18 protein-coding genes are annotated in these 15,333 nt (G+C 68.8%); 5 read left to right on the forward strand and 13 right to left on the reverse strand.

What is annotated here, in order from left to right:
* Nucleotides 1-3 precede the first annotated feature (3 nt).
* Nucleotides 4-378, reverse strand: coding sequence for a hypothetical protein (locus V6S85_RS17180; RefSeq protein WP_334349685.1), 375 nt, complete (start codon nt 376-378; stop codon nt 4-6).
* 53 nt (nt 379-431) lie between these two features.
* Here V6S85_RS17180 and V6S85_RS17185 point away from each other — a divergent pair, with 53 nt between their 5' ends.
* Complete coding sequence (locus V6S85_RS17185; RefSeq protein ID WP_334349686.1) at nt 432-1,568, forward strand: serine hydrolase domain-containing protein; 1,137 nt, start codon at nt 432-434, stop codon at nt 1,566-1,568.
* Here the strand turns inward: V6S85_RS17185 and V6S85_RS17190 are convergent.
* Nucleotides 1,565-2,479: an EamA family transporter gene (locus tag V6S85_RS17190; protein ID WP_116566485.1), complete on the reverse strand. Its 915-nt coding sequence runs from the start codon at nt 2,477-2,479 to the stop codon at nt 1,565-1,567. The genes V6S85_RS17185 and V6S85_RS17190 overlap by 4 nt on opposite strands.
* A gap of 84 nt (nt 2,480-2,563) precedes the next feature.
* Between V6S85_RS17190 and V6S85_RS17195 the strand changes: the two genes are divergently transcribed.
* Nucleotides 2,564-3,046 (forward strand): Lrp/AsnC family transcriptional regulator, encoded by a 483-nt coding sequence (locus V6S85_RS17195; protein ID WP_116566487.1) that lies wholly within the window; start codon nt 2,564-2,566, stop codon nt 3,044-3,046.
* A gap of 309 nt (nt 3,047-3,355) precedes the next feature.
* Here V6S85_RS17195 and V6S85_RS17200 read toward each other — a convergent pair whose 3' ends face one another.
* Nucleotides 3,356-4,528 carry a sialidase family protein gene (locus tag V6S85_RS17200; protein WP_334349687.1) on the reverse strand — a complete coding sequence of 391 codons (1,173 nt, stop codon included), beginning with the start codon at nt 4,526-4,528 and terminating at the stop codon, nt 3,356-3,358.
* Between the two features lie 156 nt (nt 4,529-4,684).
* On the opposite strand from V6S85_RS17200, the gene V6S85_RS17205 reads away from it, so the two are divergent.
* On the forward strand, nt 4,685-6,001 hold the full coding sequence (locus V6S85_RS17205; RefSeq protein ID WP_334349688.1) for a cation:proton antiporter: 1,317 nt from the start codon (nt 4,685-4,687) through the stop codon (nt 5,999-6,001).
* Nucleotides 6,002-6,229: 228 nt separating this feature from the next.
* Here V6S85_RS17205 and htpX read toward each other — a convergent pair whose 3' ends face one another.
* The 6 genes from htpX to V6S85_RS17235 form a co-directional block, all read right to left on the reverse strand.
* Nucleotides 6,230-7,162 (reverse strand): zinc metalloprotease HtpX, encoded by a 933-nt coding sequence (htpX, locus tag V6S85_RS17210; protein WP_334349689.1) that lies wholly within the window; start codon nt 7,160-7,162, stop codon nt 6,230-6,232.
* 34 nt (nt 7,163-7,196) lie between these two features.
* Nucleotides 7,197-7,559, reverse strand: coding sequence for a TFIIB-type zinc ribbon-containing protein (locus tag V6S85_RS17215; protein ID WP_334349690.1), 363 nt, complete (start codon nt 7,557-7,559; stop codon nt 7,197-7,199).
* Between the two features lie 412 nt (nt 7,560-7,971).
* Nucleotides 7,972-8,589, reverse strand: a complete 618-nt coding sequence (rpsD, locus tag V6S85_RS17220; RefSeq protein ID WP_101712483.1) for a 30S ribosomal protein S4 — start codon at nt 8,587-8,589, stop codon at nt 7,972-7,974.
* 383 nt (nt 8,590-8,972) lie between these two features.
* Nucleotides 8,973-9,389, reverse strand: a complete 417-nt coding sequence (locus tag V6S85_RS17225; RefSeq protein ID WP_334349691.1) for an ExbD/TolR family protein — start codon at nt 9,387-9,389, stop codon at nt 8,973-8,975.
* 12 nt (nt 9,390-9,401) lie between these two features.
* A complete protein-coding gene (locus tag V6S85_RS17230; protein ID WP_334349692.1) occupies nt 9,402-10,058 on the reverse strand; it encodes a hypothetical protein in 657 nt (218 codons plus the stop codon).
* Nucleotides 10,059-10,172: 114 nt separating this feature from the next.
* Nucleotides 10,173-10,565, reverse strand: a complete 393-nt coding sequence (locus V6S85_RS17235; RefSeq protein WP_334349693.1) for a hypothetical protein — start codon at nt 10,563-10,565, stop codon at nt 10,173-10,175.
* 178 nt (nt 10,566-10,743) lie between these two features.
* Here V6S85_RS17235 and V6S85_RS17240 point away from each other — a divergent pair, with 178 nt between their 5' ends.
* Nucleotides 10,744-11,547 (forward strand): peptidoglycan-binding domain 1 protein, encoded by an 804-nt coding sequence (locus V6S85_RS17240; protein ID WP_116566504.1) that lies wholly within the window; start codon nt 10,744-10,746, stop codon nt 11,545-11,547.
* Here the strand turns inward: V6S85_RS17240 and V6S85_RS17245 are convergent.
* The 4 genes from V6S85_RS17245 to V6S85_RS17260 form a co-directional block, all read right to left on the reverse strand.
* A complete protein-coding gene (locus tag V6S85_RS17245) occupies nt 11,544-11,834 on the reverse strand; it encodes a hypothetical protein (RefSeq protein WP_334349694.1) in 291 nt (96 codons plus the stop codon). The two genes, V6S85_RS17240 and V6S85_RS17245, sit on opposite strands and share 4 nt — an antisense overlap.
* A 7-nt stretch (nt 11,835-11,841) precedes the next feature.
* Nucleotides 11,842-12,138 carry a hypothetical protein gene (locus V6S85_RS17250; protein WP_334349695.1) on the reverse strand — a complete coding sequence of 99 codons (297 nt, stop codon included), beginning with the start codon at nt 12,136-12,138 and terminating at the stop codon, nt 11,842-11,844.
* 10 nt (nt 12,139-12,148) lie between these two features.
* The gene (fghA, locus tag V6S85_RS17255) at nt 12,149-12,982 is read right to left on the reverse strand and encodes an S-formylglutathione hydrolase (protein WP_334349696.1); all 834 of its coding nucleotides are present in this window, start codon (nt 12,980-12,982) and stop codon (nt 12,149-12,151) included.
* Between the two features lie 157 nt (nt 12,983-13,139).
* Nucleotides 13,140-14,249: an S-(hydroxymethyl)glutathione dehydrogenase/class III alcohol dehydrogenase gene (locus tag V6S85_RS17260; RefSeq protein ID WP_058350041.1), complete on the reverse strand. Its 1,110-nt coding sequence runs from the start codon at nt 14,247-14,249 to the stop codon at nt 13,140-13,142.
* 114 nt (nt 14,250-14,363) lie between these two features.
* Between V6S85_RS17260 and V6S85_RS17265 the strand changes: the two genes are divergently transcribed.
* Nucleotides 14,364-15,233 (forward strand): LysR family transcriptional regulator, encoded by an 870-nt coding sequence (locus V6S85_RS17265; protein WP_334349697.1) that lies wholly within the window; start codon nt 14,364-14,366, stop codon nt 15,231-15,233.
* Nucleotides 15,234-15,333: the final 100 nt, after the last annotated feature.

The following is a 15,333-nucleotide window of genomic DNA, read 5'->3' on the forward strand; positions in this document are numbered from 1 at the left end:
GGCTCAGCGGCCCAACGGATTGAGCACCCGCACCGCCGGCGCTCCCGCGATCCCGAGCTCCGCCCAGCCGAACCTTATCTCCACCTCGCCCGGCGCGGCCGCCTTGCAGGTTTCCAGCCGCCGCCGCGCGAAGGCGACGTCGGGTATCGCGTCGTTCTGCTCGACGAAGAACCGCAGGTCCTCCTTGCGCACGCAGCCTTGCGACCGAAAGCCCACCACCAGGCCCTCGTGCTCGCTTCTGAGGGCGGTCAGCGGCTCCAGCTCACCGAACCTTTCCGGATCGCCCGGCAGCAGGCGAGGCGGGCGCGACGGAACGGTCGCGCATCCTGAAAGCAGCAGCCCGGCCAGCAGCACGCGGCGGTTGAAAATGACGCCCATGGGCTCCAAGGTCGCCCGGCGCGAGGGTGCGCGCAACTGTGGGGCCTCTGGAAATGCGTGGAAAGTCTCTGGCGTGGGCGGCGGCCGCCTTGTGTCTGGCCGGCGGGTCGGCGCGCGCCGAAAATCCGAAACTGGACGCCGAGGTCGCCCGGTTGATGGCCCTGGGCAAGGTCCCCGGCGTGGCCGTCGCCGTGGTCGAGAACGGCAAGGTCGCGCATGTGACGGCCCAGGGCGTCCGCAACGAAAAGGGCGACCCGCTCAACCCGCAGACGGTGATGTACGCCGCCTCGATCACCAAGGCGGTGTTTTCCTACTACGTCATGATGCTGGTGGACGAAGGCAAGCTCGACCTCGACACGCCGATCGCGACCTACCTTCCCAAGCCCCTGCCCGACTACAAGGCCTATGCCGACCTGGCCGGAAACGAGCGCTGGCGCGCGCTGACGCCGCGCATGCTGCTGGGACACTCGACGGGCTTTCCCAACTTCCGCTGGCTGAACCCCGACGAGAAGCTCGACATCAAGTTCACGCCCGGATCGCGCTACGCCTACTCCGGCGAAGGCATCAACCTGATGCAGTTCGTCATCGAGCAGGGACTTCGGATCAAGGTCGGCGAGGACATGGACCGGCGGCTGTTCAAGCCGCTGGGCATGAGCCGCTCGGGCATGGTCTGGCGCGACGACTTCGCCCCCGACATCGCCGACGGCCGCGAGGAGAATGGCAAGTGGCAGCCGCATGACGACCGGTCCAGCGTCAAGGCGGCCGGCTCGCTGGACACCACCATCGACGACATGGGCAAGCTGGCGGCGGCCATGGCCGGCGGCTGGGGCCTGTCGAAGAAGGCCCGCGCCGAGTTCGCGCGCGGCGGGCTGCCGATCGTCTCGCGCTCGGAGTTCCCGACCTTCACCGATGAGACCAACCCGGACAACGCCCGCATCAAGCTGGCGGCCGGCGTCGGCGTCGTCGCCTTCGAGGGGCCGCAGGGACGCGCCTTCTTCAAGGGCGGGCACAACGACATCACCGACAACATGATGGTCTGCGTCGAGAAGCGCCGGCGCTGCGTGGTGATCCTGACCAACAGCGGCGACGGCCAGCGGATCTTCCCGTCGCTGGTCAGGGCCGCGCTGGGCGAGACCGGCATGCCCTGGGCCTGGGAATACAGCCGGTTGATGCCGGTCGAGGCGCCTTAGGCGCCGGGGCGCTCCAGCTCTTCCGGATCCTCGACCACCGCGTTCTCGGGCGTGGTGGTCAGGATCGCGCCGGCCGAGGCCGCGACGATGCAGGCGATGGCGGCCCACTGCTGCATAGACAGGTGCTCGGACAGAACGAGCAGGCCAGCTATGGCCCCGATCGCCGGTTCCACGCTGAGCATGACCCCGAAGGTGCGCTTGGGAATGCGCTTGAGGGCCACCATCTCCAGCGAATAGGGCACGGCGCTGGAACAGACGGCGACCACCAGGCCCAGCAGCATCAGGTGCGGATCGAGCAGGGCCGCGCCGGCCGAGACGACGCCGAACGGCACGACGATCATCGCCGCCACGCTCATGCCCATGGCCACCGAGCGGCCGCCGTGCAGGTGGCCGATGCGCTTGCCGGCGATGATGTAGAGCGCCCAGCAGACGGCCGCCGCCAGGGCGAAGCCCACGCCGACCGGGTCGAGCGCCGGTCCGCCCAGCTTCAGCGGCAACAGCAGCAGCAGACCGAAGGCGGCCAGGCCGATGCAGAGAAAGTGGCTGACCTTGCGCGCATGCAGAAGCGACAGGGTAAGGGGGCCGAGGAACTCGATGGCGATGGCCACGCCCAGCGGGATGGTCCGCAGCGACATGTAGAAACAGAGGTTCATCACCCCGGTCGCCGCGCCGTAGAAGGCGACGCCCAGCAGGTCCTGGCGCGTCAGGCGGAACCGCCATGGCCGCCAAAGCAGCAGCAGCAGCACGGCCGCGAAACCGACGCGATAGGCCGAGACGCCCTGGGCGCCCACCGCCGGGAACAGGGTCTTGGCGAACGACGTGCCGCCGGCCAGCGTCACCATGCCGCCGAACAGGGCCGCATAGGGCAACAGCGCGTCGAGCGCGGGACGGCGGAGAGCGGCGGCGGACATGAGCGCAACCTAATACCGGATGACCGGCGCTTCTCGCCGAAATTCGTCGTATACCGCTCAAAACAGGCGATATGAGCAGGCCAGATGACGAAATCCGTCACCCTCGACAACTTCGACCGTCGCCTGCTGGAACTGGTGCGACGCGACAACCTGGAACCGGCGCGCGGCCTGGCCGAGAAGGTCGGGCTTTCCGAGAGCGCGGTGCTGCGCCGCCTGCGACGGCTGCGCAAGGAAGGCGTGATCGTCGCCGACGTCGCCATCGTCGATCCGGCCCGCCTCAACGCCGGCCTGACCATGCACGTGCTGGTGCAGATGGAACGCGAGGGCAGCGCGATCTACAACGCCTTCGCTGCCGGCGTGGCCGCCCGCAAGGAGGTGCTCAGCGCCTGGCACGTCACCGGCAGCACCGACTTCGTCCTGCTGGTCACCGTGCCGACCATGGAGGCCTACGAGGCCTTCACCAACGAGGTGCTGAACGACGACCGCCGGGTTCGCTCGTTCACCACCCTGGTCGGCATACGCGAGATCGTGCGCCAGGATCCTTCGCGCGCGCCGCTGGTGGAGTGACCCCAAGGGCGGAACGCACCACTAATTGCCCGCAAGGACTGTCAGGGTCGACGACTGCCAGGCGACCGCCGACGGCTTCCGCTGCCGCGCCGACAACAGCGCCGATCTTGGGATCTGCGGGGCGCGCGTCGGTTGGGTGTATGAGCCCCCTTGCCGCCGACCCGGGCCCCGATGCAGCGCCTCGGCTACGGCTACGAGCCGCAGTGGACCCAGCCGGCTCCCTACATGCTCGATCGGTCCGGCGCGTCGGTCTGGCAGCTCGATGAATTTCCGCCGCCCACCGCAGTAAGGCTGCCTTAGCGCCCGATCTCAACGGCCATCCAGAGCCGATAGCGGAACGCGGGTGACCTGCACGTCCTCCTTGTTGGCGGCGTAGCCCACCCACAGGGCGCCGTTCCACACCACGCTCTTGGGATAGTGGTAGCCCGGCCGCTTGTACCTGCCCGCAAAGCGCAGCGGCTGCAGGTCGCCCTGGCCGCGCAGGCGGAAGCTGCGGTCGAAGGTCCGCCCGTCGGGCGACAGCGTCACAGCCAGCGGCAGGCGCGGCCGGTCGCTGTTAGGCGCGTTGACCAGATAGGCCGCTCCGCCGGGCAGGTTGCCGGCGCTCTGCTTGGCGCGGGCGTCGGGCATGGCGGTCAGGGCCGGCGTCGTCCACGAGACGCCCCGGTCGCAGCTCTCCGACGCCAGTTGCCGAAAACTCAGTTCCTCGTCGCGGAACACCATCACCGCGCAGCCGTCGGCGCGGCGGAACAGGCTGGGCTCGATCTCGCGGCTGAGGCGGCGCTCGTGGGCGGCGGCGGCGTTCGAGGCGTCGCGCGGCAGGCTTTCCATCCGTCCCTGCGTCCAGCTCGACACGCCCAGCGGATCGTCGGTGAAGAACGGCTTGGCGATCATGCCCGGCCGCAGGTGGAAGGCGGTCATCACCCGGCCGTCGACGAGGTGCGGATCCTGCTCGATCACGCCCTCGACCGGCCTCCCGTCGGCGCCCGTCACCCGCCTGGCCTCGCTCCAGGTCACGCCGTCGCGGCTGGTGCGGTACTCGGCGTAGCCGCCCGAACCGGACTGGAAGCCATCGGGCCAGACATTGGCGTAGGCGACCAGCGTCTGGCCGTTCGTCCACCAGCCGCCGCTGGAGCGCATGACCCCGCCCTGTCCGGCCGGCGCCAGCATCCTCGGCGCGGTCCACGTCCGGCCATCATCGCTGACGGCGTAGGCGACCCAGGTGTCGGCCGTGTCCTCGTCGCGGGCCGAGCTCTGCCACTGGGCGTAGAGGCGACCCTTGAAGGGCATCAGGACCACGCCGTTGCTGAACTTGTCGGAGCCCTGCGTGGGCGCGAAGACGGTGAAGGTCTCCGCGCCCGGCGCGGACTTCAGGCCCAGGTCAGGCTCGCCCGTCCGGAACAGGTCTGGGACCACGGTGTAGGGCGCCGCCCCCGCCGTAAAGGCCAGGGCCGCGACGGCCGCCGTCAGGTTCCGGATCATCATCGGGCCTCCCACACGAACGCTTTGAGCCCAGCCTCCACAGTGAGCGGTAACATTCAATTCTGACAACGTTGTCCAGAACGCCGTTCGTTGCTAGCGTCGGCGCAGGGATGAAACGCGACCGCGTCACGCGGCGTATCGAAGGGGGACGGCCGCATGACGACGGCTGAATTGAGCGTAGCCTTTTTCCTGCAGATGGCGGTGATCGTGGCGGCCTGCCGCGCGATGGGCTGGGTGGTGAAGCGGTTCTTCGACCAGCCGCAGGTGGTGGGCGAGATGATCGCCGGCGTGATCCTGGGCCCGTCGCTGTTCGGCCTGCTGGCGCCCGACCTCCAGCACATGCTGTTCCCCAAGGAGACCAAGTCGATCCTGTATGTCGGCGCCCAGCTAGGCGTTGGCCTCTACATGTTCCTGGTCGGCGTCGGCTTCCGCAGCGACCACTTCAAGGCCAACGCCAAGAGCGCCATGGCCGTGTCGCTGTCGGGGATGACCGCGCCGTTCCTGGTGGCGATCCTGCTGACGCCCTGGCTGATGAGCCTGAACCTGTTCGGCAAGGGCGTGCAGCCCTTCCAGGCCACGCTGTTCATGGGCGCGGCGATCTCGATCACCGCCTTTCCGGTGCTGGCCCGGATCATCCAGGAGCGCGGCCTGACCAAGACCCCGCTCGGCTCGCTGTCGCTGTCGGCGGGCGCCATCGACGACGCCGGCGCCTGGACGGTTCTGGCCATCGTGCTGGCCAGCTTGGGCGGCGGCGCGGTGGTGGCCCTGAAAGCGATCATCGGCGGCGGCCTGTTCGCCCTGTTCATGCTGACCCTGGGCCCCAAGCTCCTGGCGCCGCTTGGCCGCTGGGCCGAGCGCGAGGGCAAGGTCACCCCCACCCTGCTGGGCGTGATCGTGGTGCTGTTCATGCTCAGCGCCTGGGCGATGGACGCCGCCGGCCTGCACTCGGTGTTTGGCGGCTTCATCCTCGGCGCGGCCATGCCGCGCGGCCTGCTCACCCGCGAGCTGAAGAAGCAGCTGGAGCCGTTCGCGCTGGCGCTGCTGGTGCCGATGTTCTTCACCTTCTCGGGCCTCAACACCCAGCTGACCATGGTCAACAGCTGGGCCCTGGCCGGCATCGCCCTGGTCATCCTGGCCGGCTCGATCGCCGCCAAGGGCCTGGCCTGCTGGGCCGCCGCCCGCCTGACCGGCCAGGACAACGCCACGGCCATGGGCATCGGGGCCCTGATGAACGCCCGCGGCCTGATGGAGCTGATCATCATCAACATCGGCCTGCAGAAGGGCATCATCGGCCCGGCCCTGTTCTCGATGCTGGTGGTCATGGCGATCGTCACCACGCTGATGGCCAGCCCGCTGTTCGAGATCGTCTATGGCCGCAAGGCGCGGCTGAGCGGCGAACTGGGGGCCCTCAACGAGGACGAGGACGAGGACGAAGAGCCGGCGCGCGGGACGGCGCCGGCGGCGGCGCGGTAGACGCTCCACGTCTTGAGGTCACGAAAGGCCGTCATCCCGGAAAGCCCGCAGGGCCTATCCATGACCCAGGGGCCGGCGCAGAGCGGTAGCGACTGCGTGGGCGGGAGCGCCAGCGCCGCGCCCAGTCTCCTGGGTCCGGCTCTCCGCTTCGCTACGGCCGGGATGACGGCTGTGTTTTGATCGGCAACAGAAAAGGCGGCGGGGATGTCCCCGCCGCCTTCTTCGTTTCTAGCTCCAGGGCCCCGGCTGGCGGCTCGGACCACTGGTCGGCACGGCCGTCCCCAGCCGCTGACGCGTCCCCTGCCCGATCGCCAGCTTCAGCAGGGCCTCGATCCGGTTGTGGGTGGCTGGGTGGGTCGAGAACAGGTTGTCGGCCCCGCGCCCCGCCAGCGGGTTGATGATGAACATGTGGGCCGTGGCCGGATTGCGCTCGGCCTCGTGGTTGACCACGCCGCCGCGGGCATAGGCGTCGATCTTCTCCAGCGCGCGGGCCAGGCCCCGGTTGTCGCCGGCGATCTCCGCCCCCACCCGGTCGGCCTCGTATTCGCGCGAGCGGCTGATGGCCATCTGCACCAGCATGGCGGCGATCGGGGCCAGGATGGCCAGGGCGATGGCCCCGATGATCCCGCCCGGCCGCTCGTCGTCCTGGCGCGAGCCGCCGAAGAAGAAGGCGAAGTTGGCCAGGGCCGAGATCGCGCCGGCGATGGTCGCCGTCACGGTCATGGTCAGGGTGTCGCGGTTCTTCACGTGCGCCAGTTCGTGGGCCATGACGCCGCGGATCTCGTCGCGGTCGAGCATGGCCAGCAGGCCCGTGGTGGCCGCGACGGCGGCGTTCTGCGGATTGCGCCCCGTGGCGAAGGCGTTGGGCTGGTCGCTGTCGATGATGCAGACGCGCGGCATGGGCAGGCCGGCGCGCTGCGCCAGGTCGGCCACGTCGCGGGCGTAGTTCCTGACCAACGGCTCGGGGTGGCTCTCATCGACCTCGACGGCGCCGTAGGCCCGCAGCACGATCTTGTCGGCGTTCCAGTACGAGAACACGTTCATGCCGGCGGCCAGCACGAAGGCGATCAGCATGCCGGTCGGGCCGCCGATCATGTAGCCGGCCCCGACGAACAGGGCCGTCAAACCGGCCAGCAGGGCGAAGGTCTTGAAGTGGTTCATGGTCCTCTTGCGCGGGGATCGTCGGTCGAGATCGTCAGTCGAAGATGTCGAAGAGATCGAAGCGCTTCTTCTTGTGGTGGCCGTGGCGGCGATAGTCGTCGTCGCGGTCGTAGTGCTTGCGGTCGTCGTGGCGCTTTTGGTCGCTACGCCAGCTGTCGTCGTAGCGGCGCGGCTCGGGTCGCTGCTCATAAGTCGGCTGCGGACGGCCGAAGGGCGAGGGGCCGGACGGCGGCGCCGCGGCGCCTTGCGCGTCCTCGCGCTCCATCGCCATCAGCTTTTCAAGTTCGCCGCGATCGAGCCATACGCCCCGGCACTTGGGGCACATGTCGAACTCGACGCCGGCGCGCTGCACGGCCTGCATGGAGCCATCGCAGTTGGGGCACATCAGGAGAGGCATGGGTCGCTCGGGTCCCTGGTCCAAGAATGGAGACGGGGTTCCCGATGTCGGATCCGGCACGAGGGGGAGGGACACCCGGACCCAGACATCGAGAACACCCGATGCGGTCCGACATCACGCGCGTCCTTCGGAGGGGAGGTGAAGACGCTGCGCCAGAGGGGCCCGGCCCGCTCATTGGAGATAGGAGCGGGTTTTGGGGTTTCAAGGGGCGCCAGGTCCTCCTCCTCTGGGGGAAGTGGCCCGAAGGGCCGGAGGGGGCCGTTTTCAGCCGCCGCGACGCGGGCCGATTTCGTAGCCCCTCCCCTCTCCGCCGGCTTCGCGGGCACCCCTCCCACGGGGAGAGGGGCCATAAACAAAAAAGGCCCCGGATCGCTCCGGGGCCTTTTCCGATCTCTTGCGAGTTCGACGCGTCTTACGAGGCGTAGAATTCGACGACGAGGTTCGGTTCCATCTTCACCGGGTACGGAACTTCCGAGAGTTCCGGGGCGCGGACGAAGGTGGCCGACAGGCCCTTGGCGTCGACCGAGACGTACTCGGCGAAGTCACGCTCGTTCGAGGCGACGGCTTCCAGGACGAGAGCCATGTTGCGCGACTTTTCGCGGACCGCGATCACGTCGCCCGGCTTGCAGCGGTACGACGGGATGTTCACGCGCTTGCCGTTCACGGTCACGTGGCCGTGGTTCACGAACTGGCGGGCGGCGAACACGGTCGGCACGAACTTGGCGCGATAGACGATGGCGTCCAGGCGCGATTCGAGCAGAGCGATCAGGTTCTCCGAGGTGTTGCCCTTGCGGCGGGCGGCTTCCTCGTAGGTGCGCGAGAATTGCTTCTCGGTCAGGTTGCCGTAGTAGCCCTTCAGCTTTTGCTTGGCGCGCAGCTGCAGGCCGAAGTCCGAAACCTTCTGCTTGCGGCGTTGGCCGTGCTGGCCGGGGCCGTAGGACCGCTGGTTGACCGGCGACTTGGGCCGGCCCCAGAGGTTCTCGCCCATACGGCGGTCGATCTTGTACTTGGCGCTATGGCGCTTGGACATAGGTCACTCTTTATGTCGATCCGGGCCGGTCCTCCCGAGGGAGGGCGATTGCAACGGCGGCGTCGGGTCATTCCGTCATGAAGCTATCGCGCCGCGCGGCGAGCCGGCGGCGTGAAGGCGCGGTTTATGGCGGAGGGGCGCCGGAGAGTCAACGGACGGTGCGGTGACGCAGCGGATATATCCGCTGCTTCAAGGTCTTCCGCTCTCCAGGACGAGGCGCGGACGCAAGCCGGCGGCCTCGACGGTACGGACCAGGTTGAAGGCCTCGGCATAGGGCTATCGGAGTCGACGCGCACCTCGACCCGGGCCGCCTCCCTGCCCCCGGCGGCCCGTCGCAAGGCTTCGGCTACCTGGTCACGCGGCACGCCCCGCCAGCCTGGCCATCAGCGGATGTCCTCGTTGATGAAGCCGATCGCGACCCCGGCGTCATTCAAGTCCTTCACCGCCAGGGCGACGACTTCGTACCGAACATCAGGGTCCGCTCGAAGCTGGACGCCATTGCCGCCATGTGTCCGGGCTTCATGGATGGCGATGGCCACGGCCTCGCCGATGCTCGCGGCGCGATGCGCGCCCACATAGGTCTGACCGTCGTGCTGGATCGAAATCTGGATCGGCCTTGCCTGGTGAACACCGAGCCAGCCAAGGAAGCAGCCCGGACTGTCGAGCTTCATCGCCTTTTCGAGCCCGACCGAGCCAGTCGCGACCACCGTGAACACCGCCAGCAGCACGCCGATCATCGGCGCCAGGTTCGGCGTCGACAGCGGCCTGGCGTCGAAGCGAGTAGCGAACCGGCTGGTCATGCCCCCTCCCCCTCAGTCCGACGACAGGTTGGCCGGATGGCGGAACCAGGCCTTGCGGGACCGGCCGACGTCGCGGCGACGGATGAAGGCCAGGCCATGCCAGGCGACGAAGCGACCGACAGGCAAAAGCCCGGCGAGCAGAACCGGCCAAACCCACCAAAGGCGGTCAGGTTGGCGCAAGTGGGCGAGCAGTTCGGCGTAGATCGCCTGCCCGTCGGTCCTGCCGTCGGCGACGGCGGCGGCTAGGTTATCGGCCACCAGCGGGAGCTCCGAGGCGGCTTCGGCGGCCGCCCGCTGATGGTCAAGCGCGAACAGGGCCAGCGTCGCGGCGAAGGCGACGGCGATCCAGCCCCAGCGCGGACGCGCCTGGAAACTGAACCCGCCGGCCTTGGCCACGGCCAGGCAAAGCGCGAAGACCACGAGGATTCGATTCCAGCTCCCACCGGTTGTGAGCCCTCCGGACGTCAGGCCCACGAACAGGGCGCAACTGGCCCCCGCCGTGACCGCGCGCGGGACCTCGTCGATCCACGGCCGGCCCATGGGCGCGGCGATCGCGACGCCGATGACGAACAGGCAGAGCGGCGCGGCCAGGCTGGTCCAGTCCAGCAGCACCAAGGCCAGCGCCGGCCAGACGATCGCCTCGATGAGGCGAAGACACCTTGTCCCCAAGGACGGTGGCTGCTTTCCCAAGGATGGTTGCTGCGTCGCCGACGTCGTCATGCGGCCACCCTACAACCGGCGCGGGCGCGTCGCCAAGACGCGCCCGCCAGGCTCGCGGCCCTTTCAGGCCCGCTGCAGCGGATTGCGCACGCGGACCTTGTCGGTGCGCTGCACGCCCATGGCGTCGAGGTCGAAGCGCAGTTCCTTGCCCTCCGGCACGAGGGCGCGGCAGAGGTCGGGGCGCTCGCGGGTCAGGGTGACGGCGACGCCGCTTTCCCGGCGGTCGGCCACGACCTTGAAGTCCTCGGCCTTGGTGCAGCCGTTCGACGACACCCGCGCCACCAGTTCGCCCTTCTCCAGAGCGACGCCGTACAGGGGCTCCAGGGAGTCGTGGCCGTCATTGATCTTCACCGAGACGTCGCGCTTGCCGCCGTCGTCGGCGTCGATGATGACGCAGGCCGAGGTCGACAGGCCGGCGACGACGACCAGGGCCAGGACGGCCAGTTTCTTCTGCATGTTTGAGCACCCCTCAGCGGCCGAACTTGGCCTTGGCGCAGAGGAGCGGCCGGCGGCTGAACCCGGGATGAATTACCGAAAGTTCACAACCGGGGCGCGCTGCACGCCGGGCGTCGCCAGATGACAAAATCCCCCTATGCGTGTATTTTTGAGTTATCGCCGAGGGGGAGATCACGACATGGCCGTCACCGACGCCGAGATCAACGCGGCCGTGGCCGTCACGGGGCGCTTCGAGAACGCGGGCGATCCCTGGCGCGGCGTCACCGGCGACTTCGACGGCATGGGCATCTCCTGCGGCGTGCTGCAGTGGAACATCGGCTCGGCCTCGCTTCAGCCGCTGGTGCTGGCGGCGGGCAAGCCGGTCGTGCTGCGCGAGGCGCCGACGATCGGCCCCCAGCTCTGGCAGGCCTGCAACGGCGGCGTCTCCCAGGGCCTGACGATCGTGCGCCAGTGGCAGACCGGCAGCCAGCTCAAGGCGACGCCCAAGAAGGAACTGGCCAACCTGATGGGTTCGCCCGAAATGAAGACCCAGCAGCTCACCCGCATCCGAACGGTGGCCAACAAGGCCGACGCCCTGGCCACGACCTGGGCCCTGGCGGCCGGCCGGGCCGCGCGCAGCCTGCAGGAGCTGATCTGGTTCTTCGACCTGGTCACCCAGAACGGCAGCCTCAAGGGCGTCGACCACGACGACGTCAAGCAGTTCATCAAGACCTCGACGCCGGGCAAGGCCGACGACGTGGTGTGCGACTGGCTGCTGGCCGCGCCGGCGGCCTGGTGGGGCCGTGTCGACTGCATCAAGAACGCCGGCCTGTGGCGCGACAAGGTCGCGGCCGCCGACCTGGAGCTGTTCGTGCTCAGCTACCTGCGCGCCTCGCTCAGCACCGCCAAGGCTCGGGGCGTGGTGATGAACCGCAAGGGCGCCCTGGCCTTCCGCAAGGGCTGGATCAACGGCCAGCTGTTCGACTTCACCGGCCAGTTCTAGGCGGCGTCGAGCACGGTCGGCGGACGCAGCGCGGGCCGCCTGCGCCGGCTGCCCCGCCGCCAGAGCGCGAAGCCTGCCAGGAAGATCGCCGCCGGCGCCAACATGAAGACGCCCGTTCCGATCCATTCGACCACACTGAGCGGCGAGCCTTGCAGCCGCATCCCGACAACCATCACCGTGCCCGGCGTGGCGACGCCGGTGACGGCCAGGGCCGCCATCAGGGCGTTGCGCCAGCCCAGCCCTGGCCGGCCCTGCGCCACGCGCTCGATGTGATCGCTGACGTCCATTCGGGCTCTACCCGTTCAGTTGCAGCGGCGAGCGAGGCGCGACGCGCCGCCGTCGCCCCATCGCGAGCCACAGCCCATAGGCCAGCACGAACAGCAGCGACGGAACCAGGGTGTAGGCGGCGCAGGCCAGGAAGACGACCAACCGATAGGGCTGCTGCTGGCCATCAGGGCTCAGCGCCACGAACGCCGAGCCGCCGATCCACGGGATGTTGACCCAGGCCAGGGTCGTCCACAGCAGTCGAGCTCGCCGTCTTGGCTTCTCCTCGACCAGGGCATCGATCAGGCCGGGCCAAACCTCTTCCATACGGCGAAGGTTACAACCTTTCAGCGTGCCAGTCGATATGGTCGCCGATGAAGCTGGCGATGAAGAAGTAGCTGTGGTCGTAGCCTTCCTGGCGGCGGACGGTGACCTTCAGCCGGGCCTCCGCGCCTGCCTCTTCCAGCAGTTGCGGCTTCAGCTGGCTTTCGAGGAAGTTGTCGGCCAGGCCCTGGTCGACCAGGATCTCGTCGAAGTCGCCTCCAAAGCCGTCCTCGATCAGGGCGCAGGCGTCGTGGGCCCGCCAGGCGGCTCGATCGGCGCCCAGATAGGCGGTCAGGGCCTTGTCGCCCCACGGGCAGTTCAGCGGCGAGACGATCGGCGAAAAGGCGCTGACCGACTTGAAGAGCTGCGGATTGCGCAGGGCGATGGTCAGGGCGCCGTGGCCGCCCATCGAGTGGCCGAAGATCCCGCGCCGCGCCGGATCCAGCGGGAAGGCGCCGTCGACGGCTTCCAGCAGGTCCTTGGTGACGTAGGAATACATGTTGAAGTGCGGCGCCCAGGGCTCTTCCGTGGCGTCGACATAGAAGCCCGCGCCCTGGCCCAGGTCATAGGCCGGATCGTCGGCGACGCCCTCCCCGCGCGGGCTGGTGTCGGGCGCGACGATGGCGATCCCGTGCCTGGCGGCCCAGGCGTAAGCCCCGGCCTTGGTGGTGAAGTTGTCCTCGGTGCAGGTCAGGCCCGACAGCCAGACGAGGTACGGAAACGGCCCTTCGCCGTCTGGCGTCCAGACGCTGAACTTCATCGGCGTGCCGGTGCTGGCGCTGTCGTGCCGGCAGTAGCGCAGGGTCCCGCCCTGGGTGCGGTGGGTGGCGAGGGTTTCGACGGTCATGGCGCGTCTCTCTCCCTTCCCCCTTGATGGGGGAAGGGTCGGGGATGGGGGTGAACTGCGGCGGCGGACGTCACCACGGCCGCGCCAAATCCTGAAGCGGGGGCTTCACCCCCACCCCTGCCCCTCCCCCATCAAGGGGGAGGGGTAGAGCTAAAGACTAGAACGTCACCACCGTCCGGATGCTCTCGCCCTTGTGCATCAGGTCGAAGGCCTCGTTGATGCGCTCCAGCGGCAGGACGTGGGTGATCATCGGGTCGATCTGGATCTTCCCGTCCATGTACCAGTCGACGATCTTGGGCGTGTCGGTGCGGCCGCGGGCGCCGCCGAAGGCCGTGCCCTTCCAGACCCGGCCGGTGACCAGCTGGAACGGACGGGTGGCGATCTCCTTGCCGGCCTCGGCCACGCCGATGATGATGCTTTCGCCCCAGCCGCGGTGGCAGGCCTCCAGCGCCTGGCGCATGACCGTGGTGTTGCCGGTGGCGTCGAAGGTGTAGTCGGCGCCGCCGTCGGTCAGGGCCACCAGGTGGGCGACCAGGTCGCCCGAAACGTCCTTGGGATTGACGAAGTGGGTCATGCCGAACTTGCGGCCCCATTCCTCGCGGTCCGGGTTCAGGTCGACGCCGACGATCATGTTGGCGCCGACCAGCTTCAGGCCCTGGATGACGTTCAGGCCAATGCCGCCCAGGCCGAAGACGATGGCGTTGGCGCCCGGCTCGACCTTGGCGGTGTTGGTCACCGCGCCGACGCCCGTGGTCACGCCGCAGCCGCAGTAGCAGGCGGTCTTGAACGGCGCGTCCTTGCGGATGCGGGCCACGGCGATCTCGGGCAGGACCGTGTAGTTCGAGAAGGTCGAGCAGCCCATGTAGTGGTGGATGGTCTGGCCCTTGTAGGAAAAGCGGCTGGTGCCGTCCGGCATCAGGCCTTTCCCTTGGGTGGCGCGGATGGCCGTGCAGAGGTTGGTCTTGCCCGACAGGCAGCTTTTGCACTGGCGGCATTCGGGCGTGTAGAGCGGGATCACGTGGTCGCCGACCGCCAGGCTGGTGACGCCCGGGCCGACCTCGACCACCACGCCCGCGCCCTCGTGGCCCAGGATCGACGGGAACAGGCCTTCGCTGTCCAGGCCGTCCAGGGTGTAGGCGTCGGTGTGGCAGACGCCGGTGGCCTTGATCTCGATCAGGACCTCGCCGGCCTTGGGGCCTTCCAGGTCGACCTCGACGATCTCCAGCGGCTTCTTGGCTTCGAAAGCGACGGCGGCGCGGGTCTTCATGGCAGGCTCCGATGGGTTCTCAGGCTCTGTGGTACGCCGATGCGAGGCCCGCGATAATCCCCCACAGGACAAAACATTGTTGCTAAACAGGGACAATGAGCGCACCACCGCCCCATGAGCCGCTGGGACGGGATCGACGAGTTCGTGGCGACGGCCGAGGCCGAGAGCTTCTCTCAGGCCGCGCGTCGCCTGGGCCTGTCGACGTCCGGCGTCAGCCGCGAGGTGGCCAGGCTGGAGGAGCGGCTTCAGACCCGCCTGCTCTATCGCACCACCCGCCGCGTCAGCCTGACCGACGCCGGCCGGGCGTTCCTGGCCCGCTGCCGCGAGCTGATCCACGACCGCGACGAGGCCCTGGCCGCGGTCGGCGAGGAGGACGGCGAGGTCAAGGGCCTGCTGCGGATGACCTGCTCGTCGGCCTACGGCGAACGCTACGTCGTGCCGGCGGTCAACGCCTTCGCCCTGGCCCACCCGAAGCTGTCTCTGCACATCGAGCTGGACGACACGGTGCGCGACATCGTCAGCGAGGGCTTCGACCTGGCCATCCGCTTCGGCCGCCTGACCGACAGCCGCCTGATCGCCAAGCGCCTGGCCTCGCGCACCCGCCGCCTGTGCGCCTCGCCCGACTACCTGACGCGGGCCGGAACGCCGACGACCATCGCCGACCTCGAAGGCCACGCCGGCGTGCTGGGCGCGGCCGACACCTGGCCGTTCAGGGAGGGCGAGCGCGAGATCGCCTTCAAGCCCCAGGGTCGCTTTCGCTGCAACAGCGGCCAGGCGGTGCTGGACGCGACCCTGCAGGGACTGGGGATCTGCCAGTTGCCCAACTTCTACGTCGACCCGGCCATAGCCGAGCGCCGGCTGGTCCCGCTGCTTGAGGACAACACCCCCGCCGACGAGGGCGTCTGGGCGGTCTATCCGCACCTGCGCCTCCTGCCGGCCAAGGTGCGGCTGCTGGTGGAGCATCTTGAAGGCAATCTCGGATAACCTCCCTTCCCCCTTGATGGGGGAAGGGTCGGGGATGGGGGTGGCTGCTGAGCTGGCGACCTTACCCAGGTTCAACCGCCGCAATCACCCCCACCCCTGC

It is taken from the genome of Caulobacter sp. CCNWLW153 (genome assembly GCF_036889365.1).
GTDB classification, from domain to species: domain Bacteria; phylum Pseudomonadota; class Alphaproteobacteria; order Caulobacterales; family Caulobacteraceae; genus Caulobacter; species Caulobacter radicis.

Bases quoted from the DNA above. Each gene is read 5' to 3' on its own strand.
- V6S85_RS17260 (WP_058350041.1), bottom strand. From the start codon at position 14,249: ATGAAGACCCGCGCCGCCGTCGCTTTCGAAGCCAAGAAGCCGCTGGAG.
- V6S85_RS17225 (WP_334349691.1), bottom strand. From the start codon at position 9,389: ATGACCAGCCGGTTCGCTACTCGCTTCGACGCCAGGCCGCTGTCGACG.
- V6S85_RS17190 (WP_116566485.1), bottom strand. From the start codon at position 2,479: ATGTCCGCCGCCGCTCTCCGCCGTCCCGCGCTCGACGCGCTGTTGCCC.
- V6S85_RS17240 (WP_116566504.1), top strand. From the start codon at position 10,744: ATGGCCGTCACCGACGCCGAGATCAACGCGGCCGTGGCCGTCACGGGG.
- V6S85_RS17215 (WP_334349690.1), bottom strand. From the start codon at position 7,559: ATGCCTCTCCTGATGTGCCCCAACTGCGATGGCTCCATGCAGGCCGTG.
- V6S85_RS17185 (WP_334349686.1), top strand. From the start codon at position 432: ATGCGTGGAAAGTCTCTGGCGTGGGCGGCGGCCGCCTTGTGTCTGGCC.
- V6S85_RS17200 (WP_334349687.1), bottom strand. From the start codon at position 4,528: ATGATCCGGAACCTGACGGCGGCCGTCGCGGCCCTGGCCTTTACGGCG.
- V6S85_RS17195 (WP_116566487.1), top strand. From the start codon at position 2,564: ATGACGAAATCCGTCACCCTCGACAACTTCGACCGTCGCCTGCTGGAA.
- V6S85_RS17205 (WP_334349688.1), top strand. From the start codon at position 4,685: ATGACGACGGCTGAATTGAGCGTAGCCTTTTTCCTGCAGATGGCGGTG.
- V6S85_RS17250 (WP_334349695.1), bottom strand. From the start codon at position 12,138: ATGGAAGAGGTTTGGCCCGGCCTGATCGATGCCCTGGTCGAGGAGAAG.
- fghA (WP_334349696.1), bottom strand. From the start codon at position 12,982: ATGACCGTCGAAACCCTCGCCACCCACCGCACCCAGGGCGGGACCCTG.
- V6S85_RS17180 (WP_334349685.1), bottom strand. From the start codon at position 378: ATGGGCGTCATTTTCAACCGCCGCGTGCTGCTGGCCGGGCTGCTGCTT.
- V6S85_RS17245 (WP_334349694.1), bottom strand. From the start codon at position 11,834: ATGGACGTCAGCGATCACATCGAGCGCGTGGCGCAGGGCCGGCCAGGG.
- V6S85_RS17265 (WP_334349697.1), top strand. From the start codon at position 14,364: ATGAGCCGCTGGGACGGGATCGACGAGTTCGTGGCGACGGCCGAGGCC.
- rpsD (WP_101712483.1), bottom strand. From the start codon at position 8,589: ATGTCCAAGCGCCATAGCGCCAAGTACAAGATCGACCGCCGTATGGGC.
- V6S85_RS17235 (WP_334349693.1), bottom strand. From the start codon at position 10,565: ATGCAGAAGAAACTGGCCGTCCTGGCCCTGGTCGTCGTCGCCGGCCTG.
- htpX (WP_334349689.1), bottom strand. From the start codon at position 7,162: ATGAACCACTTCAAGACCTTCGCCCTGCTGGCCGGTTTGACGGCCCTG.